The following is a 20010-nucleotide window of genomic DNA, read 5'->3' as shown; positions in this document are numbered from 1 at the left end:
TGCCAGAAAGAGGTTCCAATTCGGAACTAGACTTGGTGCCACTATTTAATCAAAAGACTCAAGTTGGAAACGGTTCTCTTGAAATTTATCTTCTGAAGATTTATTGGCGGGGCAAGAATGAATTGTGAAAACTCAGCTCTCCCTTGAATCTCGACACTTGGGTTTACGCAAGGACTTCCATCTTGAGGACACAAAGGGCGCCAAGAAATTTTCAACACAACCAAGCAAAGAGGATTTGCTAAGTTCACATTACAAGTCTGCCCCTGTGAATCAACGCCTACGGAATCCCCATCTGAAATCACTGCCTTTTCTAGATTGACAAGTCTCAATGGCAAAAATTGCTCAGTCGCAGTACATGTCGCATTCGCGACACAACGAATGGCTTGATTCTCTGTTAGGTTCACAGAGGCCTCAAGCACCTGAGTGTTCTCAACATTAGCTTGCAAGTTCATCATCACAAGTTCCACTTGATCACGAAGAACGTCCCTCGCAATTTGCTCTTTATACTTTAGCATTGGAGTAACTAAGTTAATTAAATAAGTAATGAGCCCAATTGACATGATTGAGATAAGCATTAGTAGATAGCCACTTCCTCGCTGATTCATTGGATCCATAACTGTCCTGCTAGATTTTTTTGACAGCAACTATTTCCACCCAAACTACAAACGCCGGTCGTGCCACAATTTTGACAGTGAAATCCTGAGACCGCTCCTGCATTTGTGGATTCAGAGTATCCAATAGAAGCTCCGCCGATAGAACTGACAAACTCCCAGTTTGTAGTGTCACCGAGTACGCTTGCGACAAAGTTTGTATTCTCCCATTCGCAATATCCTACGTTGGCTTGATGAGATCCCTTGTTGGTGTTCGCTAGCACCAATGGCACCGTCAAACTTCCTTGAGCTGTATCTTTGATCAAAACCGAAATCTTCTTTTCAAAATCAGAAGTGCTCATCAAAGCTAAAACGTATTTATCATCAAGACGTCCTGGGCTATCCAATCCCAGAGGGGGGTCTACTTTGGCAATTTCGCTATAACCCGTCAATGGTGCCGAAACAACCAACGCCTGTGCCAAACCGGTCCCCATGCGACAATAAACTTCAAAGGGACAAACTCCGCCGCTACCATCAGGATCTAGCTTATAAAAGCCACTTGCAGTTTTGCCTTTGCTTTTAGCTTCGGCACAAGAACGGTAAAACCTTTGTGGTGTCAAAAGGTTTTCATAAGCGTCAATGACTTGAGAGACTCCTGCAGCATCCACCTTAGTGAATTGAAGTTTGACGAGAATATCAGGCTGGGCACACCCTGTACCGGCGCATGCAATTTTAAAGGAAGAATCTATCTTGTAAGGACACAACCAGCTATCGCCGGCTGGGTCTGGGCACACTAAAAGATCTGTCGTAAATCTAGTGACTCCAGGATCAATCAATACACTTCCATCTTCACCTATAAATTTCAAAGGCCCTTGATAGGTGGACGAACAGGTTCCATCTTTTAAACATGACAGCTGGTTCGCTGGATATTGAAAGGTATTTGCTTGAATGCAACTGCTTTCAATCTGCTTTCGCAGGTGCAGCTTACTTCCAGACAAAGATATCTTTTGCTTCAAAGACACAATATTTTGTGTCGTCATATTGTAGAAAAAATAAAATCCGCAGAGAACCACCAAACTGAGCGCAAGGCCGATGATGGTTTCTACCAAAGTGTAGCCTGAACGATTAATTAATTTCAACGGTGGGATCGACGACTTTGACATAGATCGAAACTTTGTCTCCTGGCTGTAAAACATTTTCTTTGAAGATGACTTTGTTGCCGACTATTTCGTAGTCATTGGAGCAAACAGACACCTCAGCACCGCTACGAGTGACGTTCACGCCACTGATGGCTTGCCCCTCTTTGACTTCTGGGAAAATAAACGTGCTTTCAACTTTTTGTGTGATGATTTTCGAGAGCGTGTCAAAACTAAATCCATAATCATCATGGCAAATACTTTCGTAACTAGAGTAAGGGTTTTGCGTCATCTTAATAAAATCAGAATAAGCCGTACCATACGATCCGTCCGTCAATGTGCAAAGCCCTTGATCTTTGATGGGGTCTTGAATAAATGCGCGGATCGCGTACCCGTTTGCTCCGAATTTGGCATTAAGTTTTCTAATTAGGTCTTGCTTCAAACCCACCATCTTTGCTGGAGATACATAAGAGGTTTGAACAACAGTGCCATCCATAAGCTCATGGAACCACCAATTAAATTGGTTCTTAACCTGCTTTGTAAATCTCATAGTACAACCGGCATAAGTAGAAGGATTATAAGTGCGTTGACTTGCAAATACTTCCTCTTTGCTTTGGTAGGTTTTGTATCCCATAGGATAAGGTCCTACGCTGCAGCTGATTCCTTTTAAAATCTGGATACTGGCGGGATCCGAAGTGTTTAGGTTAAGACCTCCATTCCCCATTGTTACATTCATAGTGCAGGATTGAATCGATGTATAATAATTTGAAACTTTATCTAACTCTTCTTGAGGACATGGATAAGTTCCTGGTGTGCGGTACTTACAAACAACCCCGTTTATCTCCGCGCATACCGGAGCAAGCACCGACATCGAGGAATCGTTTTTCGTCGCCTTTAAAGACATGGTAACATTCACAAAGTTGAATTTAAAATCAATTGCAACATTATCCGCTGCGGGATCCGAAGCTGTTGTAGTTTGGATGACCGTAGAGACAATAGGTTTTTGGGTCTGCGCGCGATCACAAGAAATTGTCGAAGTTCCAGCTATAGGCATTATTGCATCGTCCTCATCACTAACGATGATAAAATAGACTAAGTCATTAGAATTTAAAATCCTGTTAGGCCCACTGTCTTCAACGATACGAGCAAGCGTACACAGGCCCGACTCCCGATCTGTCCCTGGATAAGGCTTATACTGGCTAAGAATCTGGTCAATACGAGAATCTAGATCTGCCACAGCTAACTTTGAGTTCAAAGGAATACTTAATTTCAAAGAGAAGTCTGGTTGAGTTTGCGCAGCATAGCTGTTGGCATCAACCATGACTGGCGCGTACGAAGAAACGTTATCAAAACCTTTATAGTAGTTAGAGACCTCATTATTCCAATTATAGAATTGACCCAGCTGACTTGCTGTCGAATAAAAATAAACTTCGGCATTGTACTGTCCAACCTTTGACAGCAGTGACTTGATGCCATTTTTCACTTTCAAGAAGTTGTCCGCCATGCTGGCAGAGGTATCCATAATGATCACGACTTTCGTAGTCGGAAAACTCTCTGCAGGACGCTCAGTAGCCTCTTGCTCAGCTACGACAGTAGATGTTTTTTTTCCGATCGGATAATTTTTTAAGACTGTAAATTTACGACGTGAGACAAAACCATTGTCTCCACGAGTTAAGAAGTCCAATTTCACCATCATCTGCGAGCAAATGCCGTCCTCGGAACAGAGCAAATGCCATTGCGACTTTACTTGGATTGGACAGTTGTCTCCTGTACAGGTCAGTCCACCATAAGAATAAAAACTTCCGGACTCGCCCTCTACCATAATATTTCCCATAGAGTCACGAATCACAAAATTTGCATCACCGTTTAAAGCACCACAGGCATCAATCTTCAATTTGCATTCCGCAATCTTATTACTGACATCCGCTAAAGTATTTTCCCATGCAGCAGGGCTATTAAGAGCTTTCAAGACATTGTGCTGAGTTTGCCCAAGCGAGAAGAAAACATTCACATCTTTCATCTGTGTATGCATCGAAGTCACATAAGCAGATGAGGCTAAAGCCATTACCGAAACTACGCCGACGGCTACTAAGGCCGACACGATCGTAGAGCCACGTTGCGGTTGAATACGTTCTAGGTGGTTCATACCGAAGATCATGACACTTCTTCGGCAGGGTCTCTACATTAGTTAATATTTTGTTTCTAATTGTCTCATGAACGAACGTACCCCATTCGCGAATGGAGGAACAAACCCTCATGCGAATTTTAGGGGAACATACTTCGTAGAGGCGATGACCTAATTGCAATTCCCAATACTGCTCAAGACTGCAAGGACTGATCATTCTCTAATCTGATCAGACAAATCTCTCAAAAATGTAAAATTTCGGCGTGGGCTAAGCGATGCCCACGCTTTGTGGGTCCCTCTACGCATGAAGAGGATGTTTTGATGTATAGTACCTCAAAACTAAATATTCAAAAAAGTGAAAGGTCCCTCTATGAAAACAATTATTCTCTTTTTATCAATCGTAATAAATTCTTCTTTAGCATTTTCGTCTGACCAGTTTGCCAATGAAATCATTTGCGAAAGTTTAAATCCTGATGATGGTTTTGAGGTAGTTATGCAGTCTAATCCCACAGCTTGGGTAAAGCGGGTTTCTATCGTAGACGTTAGCGGCGTTACGGGCCCTCAAGAAATCACCTTTTTCCAGATCCCTCTGCAGCCGCAAATAAAAAACGATCCTACATTAGGATGGGTTCATATCTATCAAAATACAGATTTCTCCATCCAACTCCAAGTGGACTCTGCCGATCCAAAGAACTACCAGTTGCTAGGACCTGCCGCCAGTCAGTTTTCTTCTAAGAAGATCTCTCACGACGGTCTATTCGATTGTTATAAAAAGAACTAACTCCAAGTGTTTATTGAGCCCATGGCTTACATCCAGTTTCCTAGGACCTATTTTGACAGGGCAGCAAAATAGGTCGAGCCTTAGAGTATGATCTCAAAATTAATTTTGTCTCTGTTTCTGATGTCTTCGGCTTCTGCAGCAACTAGCAACTACAACAAGGTCGTCGCCGATTTACAAAAAATAGCTCAATCAAATCCGCAAAACGCCCAGATGTTCAATTTAGGCATGTCGAATGCGGGGCAAATGATCGTCGGGCTAAAAATCGGCTCAGGCCCCGTCGCAGACCTTGTGGTGGGCACTCATCATGGTAACGAGTATGGCTCTACTGCCGTTGCAATGGGTGCTGCTGAGTCCTTTGCGATGGATCCTATTCCTGGCCACACCGTGTATATCATTCCGGTGTTGAACATCTCTGGATACAACTCCAAACAACGGGAAGAACAAATCGGTCGAGGCACCATCGACCCTAATCGCGATTATCCTGGCCCTTGCGTAACAACGAAGTCTCATCAATCGAAAGCGACTAAATTACTTGCAGACTTCATCTTAAGTAAAAATATTGTCTCTTCTGCGACTTTGCACACGTATTTTCCAGCAGTGCTCTACCCGTTTGGTTTTTCCACTAACGACACTGAAACCAAAGACGACAGCGCCTTTATCAATATCAGTAAAGCTGCAACCGTTGAAAGCCGTTATGAGATCGGAAACTCCAAAGAGTTGCTCTATGCCGCAGACGGAGCCTTTGAAGACTACGCCTACTGGAAACACGGCATTTGGTCTTTGTTATTTGAAATGGGAGGAAGTCACAACCCAACTCCCACCCAAATTAAAAAAATGGTCGCCGACAACGTTCCTGGCTTACGCCGATTCTTCGAGATGGCGCCAAAAGAACGCTCTGCCAATCATGCCTTTACCGGGCGCTGCGACCACAACGTTCGTAAACGTGGACGCACACACCTAGAGTAAGAAGTTAACTTTCAAGACCGAATAGATACTGTTTTGAAGATACAGTGGACTTCCGTCGATGTGTTTTTGGTTGAAACTCTCTTGTTGGCTGTTCGCATTCATGAAGAAGTGATCCAGTTGAGGTATTTGCAGAACCTCTATAGGTGTACTTCTCTTCGGATTTAACCGTGCTGCCATGGCCATCAACTCGTCGTACTGCGAGGCCACGAAGTCGGACTCTCCTGAAAGAATTAAATATTTAGAATTACTTTTCAATAACTCGCCTTCCACATCCAAATCTGCAAGTTGCTGCATATAAGTGTAGCTTACAGGCGAGGTTACATAATTGGCGAGTTCTGGATACTGCTGAATGATTGCTGCGGGACTCATTTTCTGTTTGAGCAACATATCCGTCGCAGCTCTGGCTTTTTTCATTTCATGAAAGATCTGCATCGGGTTCAAACCTGCAAGCGCCAATTGGCGTTCTGTATTGATCAATGTGTAGTCATACCAATTTCCCGCCAACGTTCCCATCACGGCAATGCTTTTCACCGGCACTTGCGAAGCCAAATACGGAGCGATCACGCCGCCAATACTATGACCGAAAATGTAAATCTGATCCGCCTTCACAAACGGATATTTTACCAACGCTTGCAAACCGGCAAGATTGCCTTGAAGTTCCCTCTGAAAATCCTGATCCTGACAAGCGGTCCCTTTGCTGTCCCCCATACCGGATTTCTCGACTCGCATAGTGACAAAGCCTGCTCGGGTCGCAAGCTCAATAGCAATCTGATAAGACGCTATGCTGTTTCCACCCGAGAAATCTACAGAGTAGCATCCCATACCACCGATAAAGAGGAGCGCTGGCTTGGCGCCCGCACCTGGAGGAACAGTGACAATAACGCGTTGGAGTTCTTCCCCCACTCGTACAGAGCCATAAGTTATTTCATAATCAAGACTGGATTCGCGAGGCAGACCTCCAGCTGTTGGAGCTCCCAATTCATTGGGGATTACAGTTGCTCCACTCACAGCGGATAGCCACAATGAAGTTAATAATAAGAACAGTATTTTCATTTTATTTAGAGACATAAAAATTCCTTTTATAACTTTTTAAGGGATCATGTTTTTTAGATTTATTTGAACGATCTCACCACCAAGAGGCGATGAAATAGTTACCTTTACTGACTGCAAATTTGGATCGGACAACTGAGTTCTCAAATCTGGTAACGAAATAGAAGCGGTTGGCTTTCCCTCAACGGCAGTAATGTAGACACCTTGGCGGAGGCCTGCTTGCCATGCTGGGCCGTCTTTAACGACATCCAAAACCTGCAAATTAGCTCCAGCCTGGATCAACCACATACCGCTACGATCAGCAAGATCCGGCTGGCTATAAAGTGTGTTTCTCTCAAGAATGACTCTCTTTCGCTTATAATCAACAACTGTATTAAACTTTTTAAGAATCCCATTTCCTAATGTGCCTGCAATACCATAATCCACTGCCATGCCACCGGTGGTCGCGGTTGGCAGTCTAACAATGGCATTGCTAATATTTTCTCCAGCAAAAGTTATGTTTTTCGTTCTTACAAGATAGGTCGATAAGGCTCCGCCCACTCCCCATCCTGTGATCATTTCGAAAGGCGGTTGATACACTGATACCAAGTTATTACGTCGAATAAACGGAGTCGTTAGTGTCATGGACGAACGATCTCCGGTATCAAGCCAAAATAGTCCCGCTATTCCGTCGAGGTTGACGTGAACTACGGGAGTGGTGCCGTGAAACTCAAAGGGGACTACAGTTCCAGTTCCTTGATAGTTGTAGGTAGACGGATCAAGAAAGCTCAGTGTTTTAGTGTCATAGTTGATCTCAACAACATACTGGCTAAAGACTTCGTAACCGATGAAGCCATCCAACCTTGGAAAACCGATTGCGTTTTTCATCGCCGACAAATCCATTGCCAGAAACTTCTGGTTGGAAAGGCTCACATTTCCAAAACTCATCAAAGCGACCTGACCTGAGGTCGTCGCTACACTGTTAGCGCCCCCACCATTTGCTAAGCCAGAATCACTAGTAGAAAGCCCCAGACGTCGCACCAAGGAGGTGTCAAAAATATTGGAAGCTCCTGTATCAAGGACCATCGCGAAAGGCCCCTGCCCGTTGAGATGAATTTGCATAAAAATACGATTGTCTATCAGTTCAAAAGGAATCGAGTCCTGTTGCCAAGCCAAGTTCGCGCCAAATACCTGCTGCGAGAACATCATAAGAACAGCGATGTTCAGCCATAGACGGATGGTATTTTTTACCATGAAGTGCCCCCCAAAGACCGCGAGATCTTAATGCTTACGACGGAGCTTTACTGGGAATATATTGCTGTTTTTCGCTATCTCGGATGCGTTGACAAAATTAAAGGTCACAAATACCTTCCAAAAACGTGAGGGAAGGCTTTTTGTGACGAATCCGTTAAAGCTAAATATCAAAAAGAAGTCAGAGACTTGCATAGCCATGGATGCTGTCATGACGGACTTCTCGGGTAAGCTTGTCTGCACCATGCCCGGCCTTGAATTTTTGATGCCCCCTTATCCTGCTAAAGAAGTTTACCGTGATGGCAAAGCACGCAAAGTCGATCCACAAGCGGTCTTAGTCTTTAACGGCACTGAAGAGCATGTCGAAGTCTTTCAACAGACCAATACTCATCTGAAGTCCCTTGTCTTTGGCAGTCAGTTCGTAACCGACTTCTGCAAACCTATAGGCATTAATGCGACCGAATTGTTATTCGATAACTATGAAATCAGCGGCGACTTGAAGTTGCAGAATCTTCTGCGATCCCTTGCGGCTCTTCATGAAGAGGACATCCCAGCCACAGAGTTTTCCATAGACTGCTTGGCCTCAGAAATCATGACGTTGGTTTTGACAAAATATAAGCACAGGTTCTCGGATAAAGTGCATAGGGGCTTATCCTCGGGACACTTCCCCTCTCATCGAGATCGGACAAAAGTAATTCTGCGCGAGCACTTAGACGATCCAGATTTCAGCATGGATACTCTTGCGCGCGAAGTCGGCTTAAGCAAATTTCATATGATTCGAAGTTTTACCCAAGAAACGGGAACTTCTCCGGCTAAATATTTAAATAAAATGAAAATGGAGATCGCAAAACAACAGCTTTTGCTTACACCAAAATCCATTATCTCTATCGCCAACGATCTTGGTTTTCGCGACCTCTCGACCTTCAATAAAGCTTTTAAAAACTCAACGGGGCTGTCTCCTCGCAACTTCCGCAAGCAACAGTGACATCCACTGGGCGCTGCGACCACAACGCGCGTCAACGTGGCCGTAATCACCTAGAATAGTAATTACAAACACTGCTCGATCCCCCTACACCCTTAGGGTGCGTTTCTTTTCGTCGGTAACTTTCAAGAATTGACTCTGTTCTTCAGGCAAACCTAAATCTTACTACGAATGGGGTGGGTTTATGAAAACTATCGTGTGCTCTTTATCAATCTTAATACTTTTCTTCTCTCTGACGTCAGCTGCGGCTTCAATTAATGCTTCTTGCATGACTACTATTAAATGCGGCAACGGAACGGCAACATGCTCAGCACAACCAGAAAAATCCGGCGGCACTTCTTTGGAAACTGGCTCTTGTGGCGCAGTTTCTGGAAATTACAGATCCTGCAGATGGACTGGTCTTATGGATTCAAATAATGCCCTAAAAAATGAGAGGTTCATTTGTTGCAATGCCAACGGTGATGCGATTTCACTTTACGAGAAAAAAAGTGCTGTCGAAACTTGCGCTTCTCCGGGAACCGTTCAGTAAGAACTATTTATCGCGACAGTGCCTTTTTCAGGTGGTCCAAAATTTTTGGGACGCTTTTTGACCTTTGCCGAAATCATTCTCTTGCAACTCATAACGAGCACTGCTGAGATTTGATAATAAATAAACTCGGAGGCCACGATGAAATGGATTACATCTTTCGTTTTTGTATTGAGTGCTCAACTTGCTCACGCGATTGATTTTGACTGCGTCAATCAGGTTTCGCCTGAAACAACAGAGTACACCCGAGTCTCTTCTTGGCCACGCGTGCTGGTATCGATCAGTCAGCACAGCTGCAGCCCTCCTGATGCCAACGGGGAATCAATGTGTAGTATTGGAATCAAGGACGAGATTGCAACCCCGTTTCAAGTCTGCTTTCGACAAGTGGACACCGACAAAGACTGCAAAATCACGGAAACAAGCAGCCTTATCGCGGTCAGCTGCAATGCCGACAGAACCGTGATGACATTTAACTTGGACCAAAACGGCCATGGAGAAATTCGCTGCACAGAAGACCAGATCCAACGTAAAACTTGGAATGTGGGCCTTTGCACTCGCAAGTAAGCCCCCAGTTTCCTGCCTTGTGTAGTCGTGACAATATTATTTACAGCGGAGACCTTGCAGTACAACCGTAGCTTCTGCGTAAGTTTTGTACTCACCCTTATAAATTGTTTTTGACTGAATTGATTTTATTGCGCAGTGTTCGCAACGCTGTTGTAAGCAAGTGTAGTAGGCGTCTCTCATAGAAGCTCCCACACAAAAATCCTCCGCTTGCTCAGGACTACCTGCTAGCGAACAATCATAAGAAGCCTTAAATTCATTGCTAGCACTTACTACTAAGTCCATCAGCCTAGCCTGGCTGGCAAAGGAAACGGTTGATGCAAATAGAGAAACAAGCAAAATAAAAACTTTCATAAGTCCTCCAGACGGATGAGAAAATGGCAATTCGATATTAAAGTGTTAAGAAGCGAACAGTTTTTATTCCCCATCATCAATCCAAGTCTCAATATCACCGTCCTGATGATAGCACCCGCCCGTACTCGTCACGCCCTTACTGTGACATGTGAGCGCGGTGACAAGATACATGTCACGAGTCATGTATTTTCCAAGCGTGGTTGGAGCTAATCGCAGAAGTGGTGCTCCAGCCTTTGCTGTCAGAACAAAGCGTTGTGCATAGGTTTCATCCCAACGCTGTCTGCCGTCACACCATGTGCCATCTTTGTGGATCAGACGCAGTGTTTGACGAGATTTAGAAAGGTAAGTCCGATCCGCAAATGGAATTGCGATGATGGCATTCTTTGACTTGCTCCAACTGAGGTCCGGCATCAAATTTAGTGGATAGTCATAAATGACAGGCTGACTATCAGACGTCGTATAAAATTTAATGCGTGGCTCTTCGCTGTTAGTCATATTTATTTCGATATCTTTATTGTCTGTAGTGCACGTAATACTAGAAGATCCCGCTAATGCGGGCATGGACAATGCAGTTAGCAATACAATTAATATCTTTTTCATCGAGACTCCTGGAAATGAAGGTTCTTATTTGTGTCTATGACGTTTTATATATTGGACTCGCCCGAGAGTGTGAGTTATTAGATATTAAATATTTCGCCATGAGGTAAGTAATAGTTACTATGCTTGATATCTATGAATACAATCAGTACACCCAATACCTACGTGATCTGACAAAACGTGCCGACTCTCCACTGACAGTGAAAGAACTTGCAGATGCTGCACACGTGCAAAGGCCCTATATCTCGAACGTCCTTGCTGAAAAAGCTCACTTAAGCCGTGAGCAAGGTTTTAGATTGGCAAAGCACTTGGGACTTGATGATACCGGAATGAATTACTTCTTAAATCTGATCGAAATAGAACGAGCGGGCTCACCCCAGTATCAAGCCTATTTAGAAGAAAAAGGCTTGATGATGAAAAAAGATTCCGAACAGCTGAAAAACAAGCTTAAAAGAAATCCGCCTGTGTTAGCCCAAGAGATAGCGACCGAGTATTTTTCCAGTTGGGAGTATTGTGCTGTTCACTTATTAACGAGCATTCCGGAGTTTCGCACGCTTCGAAAGATCGCAAAGGCATTGCACCTGACTCCGCGAGAAGCGCAGTTTTTTATAGATAAACTTGTTGGCTGGGGCTTGGTTGGAAAAGTCAAAGACGGCTACCGCTGGTCTTCGGGCAATGTCCATCTTCCTGCGGGCTCTCCGATCACTCGCCTGCACCAAAGAAATTGGCGCGAGCAAGCTGTCGAAAACTCAAAAATCAATGACGAAACATCCGTTCACTTTACAAGCGTCTATTCAATGACCAATTCAGATGCCGAAAAAGCGCGAAGCAAGATTTTGAAAGTGATCAAAGAATACAACGAACAAGCGTCTCGCTCTAAAGAAGAAACGCTTGTTTGCCTGAATGTGGATTTATTTAATGTCACTAGTCCTTAGAAAGAATAGCTGGGCCCACTTCAAAAGTGAACTTATCGGCTTTCTTGTCATAGATGACATTTAAATCGGCCTTAAAGACTTTTCGCTGAGCGAATGTACCTTGAGGATCATACGCCTCTAAAAATACCCAAAAAGGTGCAGCAGCATCACTTGCGCTATTTGTCTCGATATTCACAAAGTGTTTTGGGTAAGAGGAAACGATTTTCTTTTGCTCACTATTCAACACTTTAAAAACCGCTTCGCGTACAAGCTTGTCACAATCAACTTGGCAAGCGGCAATCAGCTCGACGGGCTCTTCTTCGCGTTGGTGTAAGGCGAAAATCCCCTCGACATATCTTAAAGGTGATTTTTGTGGGTCCTCGGATGTCCCCACAGTGATGACCGTATCCCAAGCATATTTAAGCTCGAGATGTGGTCCCCATGGCGTGATATTGTACAAAGAGTAAATCGCCGGATATGGCTTCTCTTTTTCTCTTAGAACAGCCAAGGTTCTCATTGTTGGCAAATACACTAAGTAATTCACGAGATGCTTTTTGTTCTTATCAACAAAGACATACTGAGCATCGATCGGCAGATCCAAAAGTTCATCTAAATTGAACTCGAGCGAATCAAACCCCCAACCAAGGGCAAACACTCCCTCACCCGCAGTCGCAGAACCGTCTATAAGCAAAAAGCCAGGAGTAGCCCCTAGCTCTTTTGTTACAGCAAGGCGAATCGTTTTCTGAAACTGGTTGGAGATCTTATAATCAGACCCATCATCAAGTCCCATCAATCGAATCACTTCATGAAGTAAGAGCGGAGTGAAGGTTCCAAGAGGCTCTCTGTAGGAGTGACAGATTTTTCTATCAACAATGATGATATTATCGCCAAAGACGTTCAGCATCTCGACAGGAACTCCGCCTTTAGTAAGATTTTTGGAATACTTAAATTTTACTTTAGATAAAATCGAAAGTGCGTGAGAGCGACCAACTCCCATGTTTGAAAGGTCAATTTTACCATTTTGAAAGAGCTTCGTTAAAAGACTGAAGCTACGAGACATCTGTTGCTTACAACTGTCCCCGCCCCCTGTAACTCCAGGACCCAAAGACTCGGTGGCTGCAACCCCCACTTCGCAAAGTAAAATCACAGAGAAGGCCAAAGCCTTAACAGTTTTTAAAAGCATAGTGCCCCCAAGATTCTTTCAGATCTTGGGTTATATTCACTCTGACGGAGCTTGGCTAATAATTTAAATTTACCAATGGCATTAAATAGTAAAAAATTATTACGGCGCTCCGAAAGAAACGCCACTGTTCGTTAAAATGAACCCCTGCATTATGTCACTTCATACGAAGGAATGTCTCGACGACCTTTTGTACTCGCTTAGGATGTGATTTTGAGTTCAATGTGACTATATAAATCGTATTCTTACATTTCTTGGAATCTATAGAGTGAGTTCTTAATTTAGCCTTAAGATCTGACGTTTCCACGCAATGGCTTGGGAAAATGGCAATACCTAAGCCATGGGCTACCATCGTCAATGCCGCATGCATGCTATTTGTTTTCCCATGGAAACTGAACGCATCTTCATTTTTTATTTTATGATGACTCGACCACTTCTCTAAGAGAACTTCGTGACCAGGATAGTGAACCCACTGGTGGTCGTGTAAGTCACGCTGGCTGACATTCTCGTTTTTTGAAGAGGTCAGCACGTATTCTTCGTCACAAAACTCTGTATATATCAGATTTTCATTGGGGGTCTTCTTCGTCACAAAGCCAAAATCGACGGTATTACTTAATACATTCTCGATGACCGCGTCGGATGCACACAAATCGACTTCTAGCTGTATTGAAGAAAACTTCGAATGCTTTTCTTTTAGTAGGATTGAGAAATGCGGGCTCAGCAAACAGCTTTCGGGCATTGCATAGCGTACTTTTCCAGTCAGCGCCTCTTTACCACCTTGGATGCTTTCAGATAAGCCCTGAATGGCATCATTGTACTTCTCAATAAACTCTAGCAATTTCTTACCAGAGTCCGTCAGAATCACCTTTTTGCCAACTCTGTAAAATAGCTCATCTCCAAGCTCGGCCTCGAGTTTAGAGATATGTTGACTGACCCCTGACTGGGTCATCCCAGCAAGACGTGCAGCCTCTGTAAAGTTTAATACCTCGGCGGCGCACTGAAAGGCTTTAAAGCAGGCTGTGTCTAAATTCATAGATCAATCAAATATCATGATCATTTTGATAAAATCAAATAATTTTAATAATTGATAGGAATTTGCTATAACGCCTCCACCAGGAGGCCCTATGAAACTACTTTTTACACTTTTCTCATTACTTTTAGCAGCCAATGCTTTTGCTGCGGATACGATTTCATGTCTGGATCAGACCAACACCAATTACACTTATACTCTTAGTTCGACCGACTACGAATACTATCAGCTGACCGTCACAAAGACAGTCCTTGAGGATCCGAACTCATGCAAGTCTAGATGGGGTTGCGATACTCATGAAGAAACTATCTATACAGATCGACTGCTATTCATTGATGTTCAAGGAGCCATGACGTTCAAAAGCAAGAGAATCTACATTAATATGGAAGACATGGATAATGTCGGCTATAGTTTTACGTACAAGGCCGCAGACGGTACCTTTAAAGAAGGATTTCGCAGTTTGAAATGCCAACAGGAGGAATAGATGAAATCCCTGATTTTTATATCTCTTTTATTAGCATCAAGCTCGGCCCTTGCTTCTCACAATAGATTTTGGATTGGATATAAGAAAGAGTCCTTAGCGACGGATAAATTTCTAAATGGGCTGAATGTATTTTTCAAAGAAACAGTTACGTTGGGGGCTGGAAAAGGCTTAGTATCCTATCAACCCTACATCACTCAAATGAAAGGCGATACTCCAGATGAGATTGCCTTAGTCACGTATGAGAACGAAGAAAAATACAAAGCGATCCGAGGCACTCCTGAAGGAAAACAGTATGGCGAGCGCCACTGGGATTTTTTTGAAAAAGAAAAATCGAAAAGCACGGTGCCGACCCTATTTGCCGGGACGTTGTCGAATAACGGTGCCTATGAACTATCTTCTGACTTTAGCGAGTGGCAAGGCAATGTCACCTACGTAGTTCTCTATAAAAATCAAACATCCGACCTCGCGACTCTAGCACAAGAATTTGAATCTCTTAAAAAAAGTAAGGACCTGAACAATTCCATTATTTTAATCACTGACAAATTCGTCTACGAATACCGCTCGATGAAGAAAAAGAGCAAAATCACTCCACTTGCATTACCAGTCGTAGAAATGAAGAGGCTTCCGGGTTTTGAGATCGGCAACTTCCCAGTAACTGGCTTCGGTGAAGGAATTAACTTTAGATTTTCAAAATGACTTTTTTTCACGCCCACATCAGCATAACCCCCAGCGTCAGGGACAAAATCTGGGGGTTTTCTAGCGTGTTCTCTACTTTTCCCAAAAAGCTCATGCTAGACCCTTTTCATGACTACAAGAGCACTTTTCCTTTCAGTTTTTTTGTTGTTCTCGCCTGCTTTGGTTTTTGCCGGGGGCGATGTTGTTAATAACGGTGCGGGCTTCCGCGAGTCCCAGTTAATCTATATCTGGAATCACTTCGCCGAAGATCTGACAACCTTCAGACAAACCGCGAATTTGAACGCGGCCGAGTTTGCTACTGCGACAGATCTAATCGCAACACGAAAAGCGTTTGTATCCAACGCAGACAATGTACTTTTCAAAAAAGAAACCGAATTCAAATTTCCGATCAGCAGCAACGGTCAAGCCGCTTCCTTTGCAACACAAGCAAAAGTGGGATCCGTCATCGTTGTTAATCAAGATTGGCTCTATCGCCACACGACCGAAGGCAGCTTCCGCCAAGACTACCAAGAATCCTTCTTACTGCTCACCCATGCTTTGCTAGTTCAAAAACCAAGTGCTAATGCGGGAATGCTAGTAAGCAAGATCTCTCAGTGGTTGAATGCCGAGGTTAAAATTATCAATCTCGCGGTTTACAACTTGCCACAAATTCAAACCAAGCTCGTGCTGAACCAAATTCTTGTGAATGACGAGTTTCAATTGCTGAACTTGACCGAAGAGTTGCGCGCGCAAGCTCCGTGCGCCGATGCGAACATGACCGTGCAAAGTCTAACCTTCAGCAACTTGCACTATGCTGCCGTTCAAGGAGTAAACGCTAGCGACACAAACCTCGTTGTAGAAGTTGCTGGGAATGTTACTTATGAATGCCAAGGCCCCACTCAAATCCAAAAGATTCGCGGCGATGTTCAGTGGAGCTTAAGCTTTGATCGCATTGTCCAACCTGGACAACCGACTGAACTCCGCTTTCACGAGCAGAACAAAAAAGTGGAAGCACTCCACGATGTTTTGTATTTCAATCTGCAGGAGCTTTAGTTGAAAAAGGTTCTCTTTTGTCTGCTGACTTTGGGTTTATCTTGGATGCCGGTTGCTTCCGCTATAGAGCCTGAGGTGATTACAACGGGTTATCACCTCACTGATGACTTCGGCGATCAGGGCGGCAATATCAGCGCCCCCATTGGTTGGCCCGCCGGAACGCGCGGTTATGTCTATTATTTATACTCGCAACTTAAATCCATCCTTGTATCAGCGCGCACCCTAGACGCTGATAAGTTCACCGACCAAGAAAAAGTTTGGCTCGACCAGTTGATCGCAAAACTTCCTTACTTTCCGGCATCAACGGCTGAACTTACAGAAACCAATCGAGATTGGGCCGATTATCAAGATACTTTGAAGATGGTGGATCCAAAAACGAATCCCATTTTTGACGTTGCTTCTGGTACTCATAGAGTCGCAGTAACCCAGAACACTTGGGGCAGTATCATTTACCTGAACGAATTCCTCTTCGCGGGAGCCTTCAAGGTCGATCCGTATTTTGGCAAAGACGTCACAACAGATTTTGTTTCGCAAGTCTTGACGATTTTAGTTCACGAAAAGGTCCATCATCTTGGAGTCTTGGACGACAACGCCGGAAGTTTAGACAAATTTGGCTCTAAGGTCGCCGAATCGTTTCTAAGAACCTCGAGCTTTCTGAACTTCTTTAACAATTTTAATTCCCTGAGTTTCAGCATCATCAGCCTGGCTGAAAATGATCAAGACTGCGATCAACAAAAAAACCGACTAATTTTCATCAGGAACGGTGTTTATGATCTTACGTTGATTGTTTCCAACATTCTGCGTAGTCAATTTCAAATTATTCAGCCTGATCTTTGCAAAATTAAGTTTTCGAACCCTCGAAGTGTCGGCACGCCATCTGTAGATCTTATCTACTCGCCTAGTGGCTCTGTGATCAATCACCAGGTTCAAATTGATTTCACGATTAAGCGTAAGACAAAAACTGAAACCGGAACCCTCGAGATGCTCATTGGAGCCTCCGAATACGGGAGCGGCGTTTTCTCTTACAACGAAAAGCCTGCATTTAAAATCAGAGTCTTGCCTCTGCAAAATAAAGCTCCGCAAATCTTTCAAGTCTTAAAAGGACCTGAGGCGATTGAAAAAGGGACTGTTGCAAATTTTCAAATTAAAGTTCCTAAAACGTCAGCCGCCAAATCCGCGAAGCTTGTTCTTATAAGTCGAAATCTTCTCGACTTTGACTGGGCTCAAGATCGTGCGTTGATACTTCCAGCAAAAAGTATCCAAGAGGTTGGAGATTCTTTGATCCTTGATTTCACTTGGGACGTTCCTGCGAACACTGTACGCGCCAAGGTCTCGCCCGTGCGCATAGAGATTAATGATTCACAAACTTATTTCCCACAGTTCCTTAAAGAGTTTGCGGTCACAGATCCCCTTCCAGAAACAAAAGGTCAAATCACTAATATTGCTTTTTCACACTGCACACCTCCTATGACATGCGAGATGTCAGTAGAGGGCAGAAATGACACGCCTTGGATCGTCACCCACTGGAATGATCAATACGAAAATACGTTCATAGTGAAAGTTCGAAACTTTAAGGACATCACACAGGTTCGCCTTATTGGCTACGCATGGATGTTTGACAGAATTCCAGGTGATACCGATGTAGATTATATATTCCGTGACTATGACCAACGCGCCTATTTAGGTGAAAGCACCCCACTGATTACATCCTGGAGTGTTGACTATGCCGGCGACACCGCCACAGTGAAGATCCATCTCAAACAGCCGTTCGCTAGATATCCGCGTGAGTGGGTGATTGAAAAATTGATTTTGATAGACTCTTCAGAGTCGGCAACGAGCATCTTTCTAGATGCCAAGCTTCATCAAATTTAGATTATTGCAGGAGTTCTAAATGAAACGTGCGATCGGTTTTTTGCTGACGATGACTGTATCTTGGATGCCCATTTCTGCATCTGCGGTGGATGCGAATTCGTTCACAGCAGACTATCATCTGACCGATGATTTCGCCGATTCAGGTGGCGATGTCAGCGCCCCTATCGGATGGCCCCAAGGAACCCGCGCCTATGTTTATTATTTATATTCTCAACTTAAATCCATCCTTGTCTCAGCACGCACCCTAGACGCTGATAAGTTCACCGACCAAGAAAAGGTTTGGCTCGACCAGTTGATCGCAAAACTCCCCTACTTCCCTGCTTCAACAAACGAACTGACCGAAGCCAATCCTGAATGGGAAAAGTATCAAGAAACTTTACAAATGGTAGATCCAAAAACGAATCCAATTTTTGACGTTGCTTCTGGCACTCACCGAGTCGCGGTAACGCAGAATACTTGGGGCAGTATCATTTACCTGAATGAATTCCTCTTCGCAGGAGCCTTCCAAGTCGATCCGTATTTTGGTAAAGACGTCACAACAGATTTTGTTTCGCAAGTCTTGACGATTTTAGTTCACGAAAAGGTCCATCACCTTGGAGTTTTGGACGACAACGCCGGAAGTTTAGACAAATTTGGCTCTAAGGTCGCCGAATCATTTCTAAGAACCTCGAGCTTTCTGAACTTCTTTAAAAGTTTTGAGTCTCTGAGCTTCAACATCATTAGTCTCGCAGAAAATGATCAAGACTGCGATCAACAAAAAAACCGACTGATTTTCATCAGGCACGGTGTTTTTGACCTTACGGCTATCATTTCCCGAATCCTCCGGGGTCATTTTCAAATTCTTCAGGCTAATCTTTGCAAAATTAAATTTTCTAATCCACGAAGCGTTGGCACTCCGTCTTTGGATCTACTCTATAGTCCTGAGGGAAGCGTGATCAATCACCAAGTTCAAATAGATTTCTCTATCAAACATGGTGCAAAAATCGAGCATGGAACTCTTGAGATGCTGATCGGTGCTTCGGACTACTATTACGGCGTCTTCCTATGCAACGAGAAGCCCGCATTTAAATTCAAAGTTTTGTCTCTTCAAAACAAAGCGCCGAGACTTTTTCAAGTGACCAAGAGCCCCACTTCGATTGAAAAAGGAACTACTGCAAATTTTCAAATTAAAATTCCAAAGACGGCAGCGGCCCAATCCGCGAAGCTCGTTCTTGTCAGTCGAAATCTTCTGGACTTCGATTGGGCCCGCGATCGTGCGCTGACACTTTCGGCAAAACAAATTCAAGAAGTCGGCGATTCCTTGATTCTTGATTTTACTTGGGATGTTCCTGCCACCACCGTGCGTGCCAGTGTTTCACCAGCTCGTTTAGAGATCAATGATTCACAAACTTACTTTCCTCAGTTCGTGGCCGATTACGCAGTCACTGCTCCGTTACCAGAATCAAAGGGTGAAATTGTTCACGTCGCTTTTGCCGAGTGCTCCCCGCCCCTGCAATGCGAAATGCCGGTAGATCCTAAAAGAAAAGATCCGCCTTGGATTGTCGCTGATTGGATCAATCAACAAAAAAATACACTCATCATCAAAGTTAAAAATTTTAAAGACATCGCGCAGATTCGACTCATTGGCTTCGCTTGGGGTTTTGAGAGAATCCCAGGCTCTGGCAATGAGCGTGCTTATATGACCTTCCGCGGATTTCAGCAGGTGGTAAACCTCTCCGAAAGCACTCCGCTCGTTAAATTTTGGAATGTCACTTATACTGGCGACATCGCCACCGTGACGGTCCATCTGACACAGCCGCTCGACCATGTTGCTCGGGAGTTTGTGATTGAAAAATTGATTTTGATAGACTCATCTGAATCCGCGGCGAGCCTTTACCTGCTCGCTAAGCTTCATCAGATCTAAA

General features: G+C 44.0%; 20 protein-coding genes. 11 read left to right on the top strand and 9 right to left on the bottom strand.

All coding sequences use genetic code 11. The annotated features are described in order from the left end of the window. Window positions 1-41: 41 nt before the first annotated feature. Genes ACLWBB_RS07175 through ACLWBB_RS07165 form a run of 3 tightly spaced genes read right to left on the bottom strand, consistent with a single transcriptional unit; the run spans window position 42 to window position 3884 of the window. Window positions 42-614 (bottom strand): hypothetical protein, encoded by a 573-nt coding sequence (locus tag ACLWBB_RS07175; RefSeq protein WP_413290935.1) that lies wholly within the window; start codon window positions 612-614, stop codon window positions 42-44. Continuing rightward, window positions 602-1753: a fibrinogen-like YCDxxxxGGGW domain-containing protein gene (locus ACLWBB_RS07170; protein WP_413290934.1), complete on the bottom strand. Its 1152-nt coding sequence runs from the start codon at window positions 1751-1753 to the stop codon at window positions 602-604. The genes ACLWBB_RS07175 and ACLWBB_RS07170 overlap by 13 nt, the downstream gene beginning before the upstream one ends. Further along, entirely contained in the window at window positions 1716-3884 is a 2169-nt protein-coding gene (locus tag ACLWBB_RS07165) for a hypothetical protein (RefSeq protein ID WP_413290933.1), read from the bottom strand. The genes ACLWBB_RS07170 and ACLWBB_RS07165 overlap by 38 nt, the downstream gene beginning before the upstream one ends. A 337-nt stretch (window positions 3885-4221) precedes the next feature. On the opposite strand from ACLWBB_RS07165, the gene ACLWBB_RS07160 reads away from it, so the two are divergent. Both ACLWBB_RS07160 and ACLWBB_RS07155 read left to right on the top strand, forming a co-directional pair. Further along, entirely contained in the window at window positions 4222-4632 is a 411-nt protein-coding gene (locus tag ACLWBB_RS07160; protein ID WP_413290932.1) for a hypothetical protein, read from the top strand. Window positions 4633-4719: 87 nt separating this feature from the next. After that, complete coding sequence (locus ACLWBB_RS07155; RefSeq protein ID WP_413290931.1) at window positions 4720-5598, top strand: M14 family zinc carboxypeptidase; 879 nt, start codon at window positions 4720-4722, stop codon at window positions 5596-5598. Here the strand turns inward: ACLWBB_RS07155 and ACLWBB_RS07150 are convergent. Together ACLWBB_RS07150 and ACLWBB_RS07145 are read right to left on the bottom strand one after the other, a co-directional pair. Then, window positions 5590-6666: an alpha/beta hydrolase gene (locus ACLWBB_RS07150; RefSeq protein ID WP_413290930.1), complete on the bottom strand. Its 1077-nt coding sequence runs from the start codon at window positions 6664-6666 to the stop codon at window positions 5590-5592. The genes ACLWBB_RS07155 and ACLWBB_RS07150 overlap by 9 nt on opposite strands. Window positions 6667-6687: 21 nt before the next feature. Further along, on the bottom strand, window positions 6688-7881 hold the full coding sequence (locus tag ACLWBB_RS07145) for an aspartyl protease family protein (protein WP_413290929.1): 1194 nt from the start codon (window positions 7879-7881) through the stop codon (window positions 6688-6690). Window positions 7882-8023: 142 nt separating this feature from the next. Between ACLWBB_RS07145 and ACLWBB_RS07140 the strand changes: the two genes are divergently transcribed. The 3 genes from ACLWBB_RS07140 to ACLWBB_RS07130 all read left to right on the top strand — a co-directional run bounded on the left by ACLWBB_RS07140 (window position 8024) and on the right by ACLWBB_RS07130 (window position 9950). Beyond that, the gene (locus tag ACLWBB_RS07140; protein ID WP_413290928.1) at window positions 8024-8863 is read left to right on the top strand and encodes a helix-turn-helix domain-containing protein; all 840 of its coding nucleotides are present in this window, start codon (window positions 8024-8026) and stop codon (window positions 8861-8863) included. 181 nt (window positions 8864-9044) lie between these two features. Then, window positions 9045-9389, top strand: coding sequence for a hypothetical protein (locus ACLWBB_RS07135; protein ID WP_413290927.1), 345 nt, complete (start codon window positions 9045-9047; stop codon window positions 9387-9389). 138 nt (window positions 9390-9527) lie between these two features. Beyond that, a complete protein-coding gene (locus ACLWBB_RS07130) occupies window positions 9528-9950 on the top strand; it encodes a hypothetical protein (RefSeq protein WP_413290926.1) in 423 nt (140 codons plus the stop codon). Between the two features lie 36 nt (window positions 9951-9986). Here the strand turns inward: ACLWBB_RS07130 and ACLWBB_RS07125 are convergent, their stop codons facing one another. Together ACLWBB_RS07125 and ACLWBB_RS07120 are read right to left on the bottom strand one after the other, a co-directional pair. Further along, window positions 9987-10301, bottom strand: coding sequence for a hypothetical protein (locus ACLWBB_RS07125; protein WP_413290925.1), 315 nt, complete (start codon window positions 10299-10301; stop codon window positions 9987-9989). A gap of 63 nt (window positions 10302-10364) precedes the next feature. After that, window positions 10365-10901 (bottom strand): hypothetical protein, encoded by a 537-nt coding sequence (locus ACLWBB_RS07120; protein ID WP_413290924.1) that lies wholly within the window; start codon window positions 10899-10901, stop codon window positions 10365-10367. A 119-nt stretch (window positions 10902-11020) separates the two neighbouring features. Between ACLWBB_RS07120 and ACLWBB_RS07115 the strand changes: the two genes are divergently transcribed. Beyond that, the gene (locus ACLWBB_RS07115) at window positions 11021-11833 is read left to right on the top strand and encodes a TIGR02147 family protein (RefSeq protein WP_413290923.1); all 813 of its coding nucleotides are present in this window, start codon (window positions 11021-11023) and stop codon (window positions 11831-11833) included. Here the strand turns inward: ACLWBB_RS07115 and ACLWBB_RS07110 are convergent. Both ACLWBB_RS07110 and ACLWBB_RS07105 read right to left on the bottom strand, forming a co-directional pair. Next, window positions 11823-12995, bottom strand: coding sequence for a hypothetical protein (locus tag ACLWBB_RS07110; protein WP_413290922.1), 1173 nt, complete (start codon window positions 12993-12995; stop codon window positions 11823-11825). The two genes, ACLWBB_RS07115 and ACLWBB_RS07110, sit on opposite strands and share 11 nt — an antisense overlap. A gap of 154 nt (window positions 12996-13149) precedes the next feature. After that, window positions 13150-14025: a LysR family transcriptional regulator gene (locus ACLWBB_RS07105; protein ID WP_413290921.1), complete on the bottom strand. Its 876-nt coding sequence runs from the start codon at window positions 14023-14025 to the stop codon at window positions 13150-13152. A 91-nt stretch (window positions 14026-14116) separates the two neighbouring features. On the opposite strand from ACLWBB_RS07105, the gene ACLWBB_RS07100 reads away from it, so the two are divergent. The 5 genes from ACLWBB_RS07100 to ACLWBB_RS07080 all read left to right on the top strand — a co-directional run bounded on the left by ACLWBB_RS07100 (window position 14117) and on the right by ACLWBB_RS07080 (window position 20009). After that, entirely contained in the window at window positions 14117-14506 is a 390-nt protein-coding gene (locus ACLWBB_RS07100) for a hypothetical protein (RefSeq protein WP_413290920.1), read from the top strand. Beyond that, the gene (locus tag ACLWBB_RS07095) at window positions 14507-15202 is read left to right on the top strand and encodes a hypothetical protein (protein WP_413290919.1); all 696 of its coding nucleotides are present in this window, start codon (window positions 14507-14509) and stop codon (window positions 15200-15202) included. 108 nt (window positions 15203-15310) lie between these two features. After that, on the top strand, window positions 15311-16234 hold the full coding sequence (locus ACLWBB_RS07090) for a hypothetical protein (RefSeq protein WP_413290918.1): 924 nt from the start codon (window positions 15311-15313) through the stop codon (window positions 16232-16234). Next, window positions 16235-18106 carry a hypothetical protein gene (locus ACLWBB_RS07085; RefSeq protein WP_413290917.1) on the top strand — a complete coding sequence of 624 codons (1872 nt, stop codon included), beginning with the start codon at window positions 16235-16237 and terminating at the stop codon, window positions 18104-18106. Between the two features lie 19 nt (window positions 18107-18125). Next, the gene (locus tag ACLWBB_RS07080; RefSeq protein ID WP_413290916.1) at window positions 18126-20009 is read left to right on the top strand and encodes a hypothetical protein; all 1884 of its coding nucleotides are present in this window, start codon (window positions 18126-18128) and stop codon (window positions 20007-20009) included. The last annotated feature ends 1 nt before the right edge of the window (window position 20010 follow it).

The organism is Bdellovibrio sp. HCB337 (genome assembly GCF_047302465.1).
Lineage (GTDB): Bacteria > Bdellovibrionota > Bdellovibrionia > Bdellovibrionales > Bdellovibrionaceae > JACMRP01.
Note: the sequence above shows the minus strand (reverse complement) of the source record. Positions and strands in the feature narration are given on the sequence as shown.

Bases quoted from the DNA above. Each gene is read 5' to 3' on its own strand.
- ACLWBB_RS07175 (WP_413290935.1), bottom strand. From the start codon at position 614: ATGGATCCAATGAATCAGCGAGGAAGTGGCTATCTACTAATGCTTATC.
- ACLWBB_RS07170 (WP_413290934.1), bottom strand. From the start codon at position 1,753: ATGTCAAAGTCGTCGATCCCACCGTTGAAATTAATTAATCGTTCAGGC.
- ACLWBB_RS07165 (WP_413290933.1), bottom strand. From the start codon at position 3,884: ATGATCTTCGGTATGAACCACCTAGAACGTATTCAACCGCAACGTGGC.
- ACLWBB_RS07160 (WP_413290932.1), top strand. From the start codon at position 4,222: ATGAAAACAATTATTCTCTTTTTATCAATCGTAATAAATTCTTCTTTA.
- ACLWBB_RS07155 (WP_413290931.1), top strand. From the start codon at position 4,720: ATGATCTCAAAATTAATTTTGTCTCTGTTTCTGATGTCTTCGGCTTCT.
- ACLWBB_RS07150 (WP_413290930.1), bottom strand. From the start codon at position 6,666: ATGTCTCTAAATAAAATGAAAATACTGTTCTTATTATTAACTTCATTG.
- ACLWBB_RS07145 (WP_413290929.1), bottom strand. From the start codon at position 7,881: ATGGTAAAAAATACCATCCGTCTATGGCTGAACATCGCTGTTCTTATG.
- ACLWBB_RS07135 (WP_413290927.1), top strand. From the start codon at position 9,045: ATGAAAACTATCGTGTGCTCTTTATCAATCTTAATACTTTTCTTCTCT.
- ACLWBB_RS07130 (WP_413290926.1), top strand. From the start codon at position 9,528: ATGAAATGGATTACATCTTTCGTTTTTGTATTGAGTGCTCAACTTGCT.
- ACLWBB_RS07125 (WP_413290925.1), bottom strand. From the start codon at position 10,301: ATGAAAGTTTTTATTTTGCTTGTTTCTCTATTTGCATCAACCGTTTCC.
- ACLWBB_RS07120 (WP_413290924.1), bottom strand. From the start codon at position 10,901: ATGAAAAAGATATTAATTGTATTGCTAACTGCATTGTCCATGCCCGCA.
- ACLWBB_RS07115 (WP_413290923.1), top strand. From the start codon at position 11,021: ATGCTTGATATCTATGAATACAATCAGTACACCCAATACCTACGTGAT.
- ACLWBB_RS07110 (WP_413290922.1), bottom strand. From the start codon at position 12,995: ATGCTTTTAAAAACTGTTAAGGCTTTGGCCTTCTCTGTGATTTTACTT.
- ACLWBB_RS07105 (WP_413290921.1), bottom strand. From the start codon at position 14,025: ATGAATTTAGACACAGCCTGCTTTAAAGCCTTTCAGTGCGCCGCCGAG.
- ACLWBB_RS07100 (WP_413290920.1), top strand. From the start codon at position 14,117: ATGAAACTACTTTTTACACTTTTCTCATTACTTTTAGCAGCCAATGCT.
- ACLWBB_RS07095 (WP_413290919.1), top strand. From the start codon at position 14,507: ATGAAATCCCTGATTTTTATATCTCTTTTATTAGCATCAAGCTCGGCC.
- ACLWBB_RS07090 (WP_413290918.1), top strand. From the start codon at position 15,311: ATGACTACAAGAGCACTTTTCCTTTCAGTTTTTTTGTTGTTCTCGCCT.
- ACLWBB_RS07080 (WP_413290916.1), top strand. From the start codon at position 18,126: ATGAAACGTGCGATCGGTTTTTTGCTGACGATGACTGTATCTTGGATG.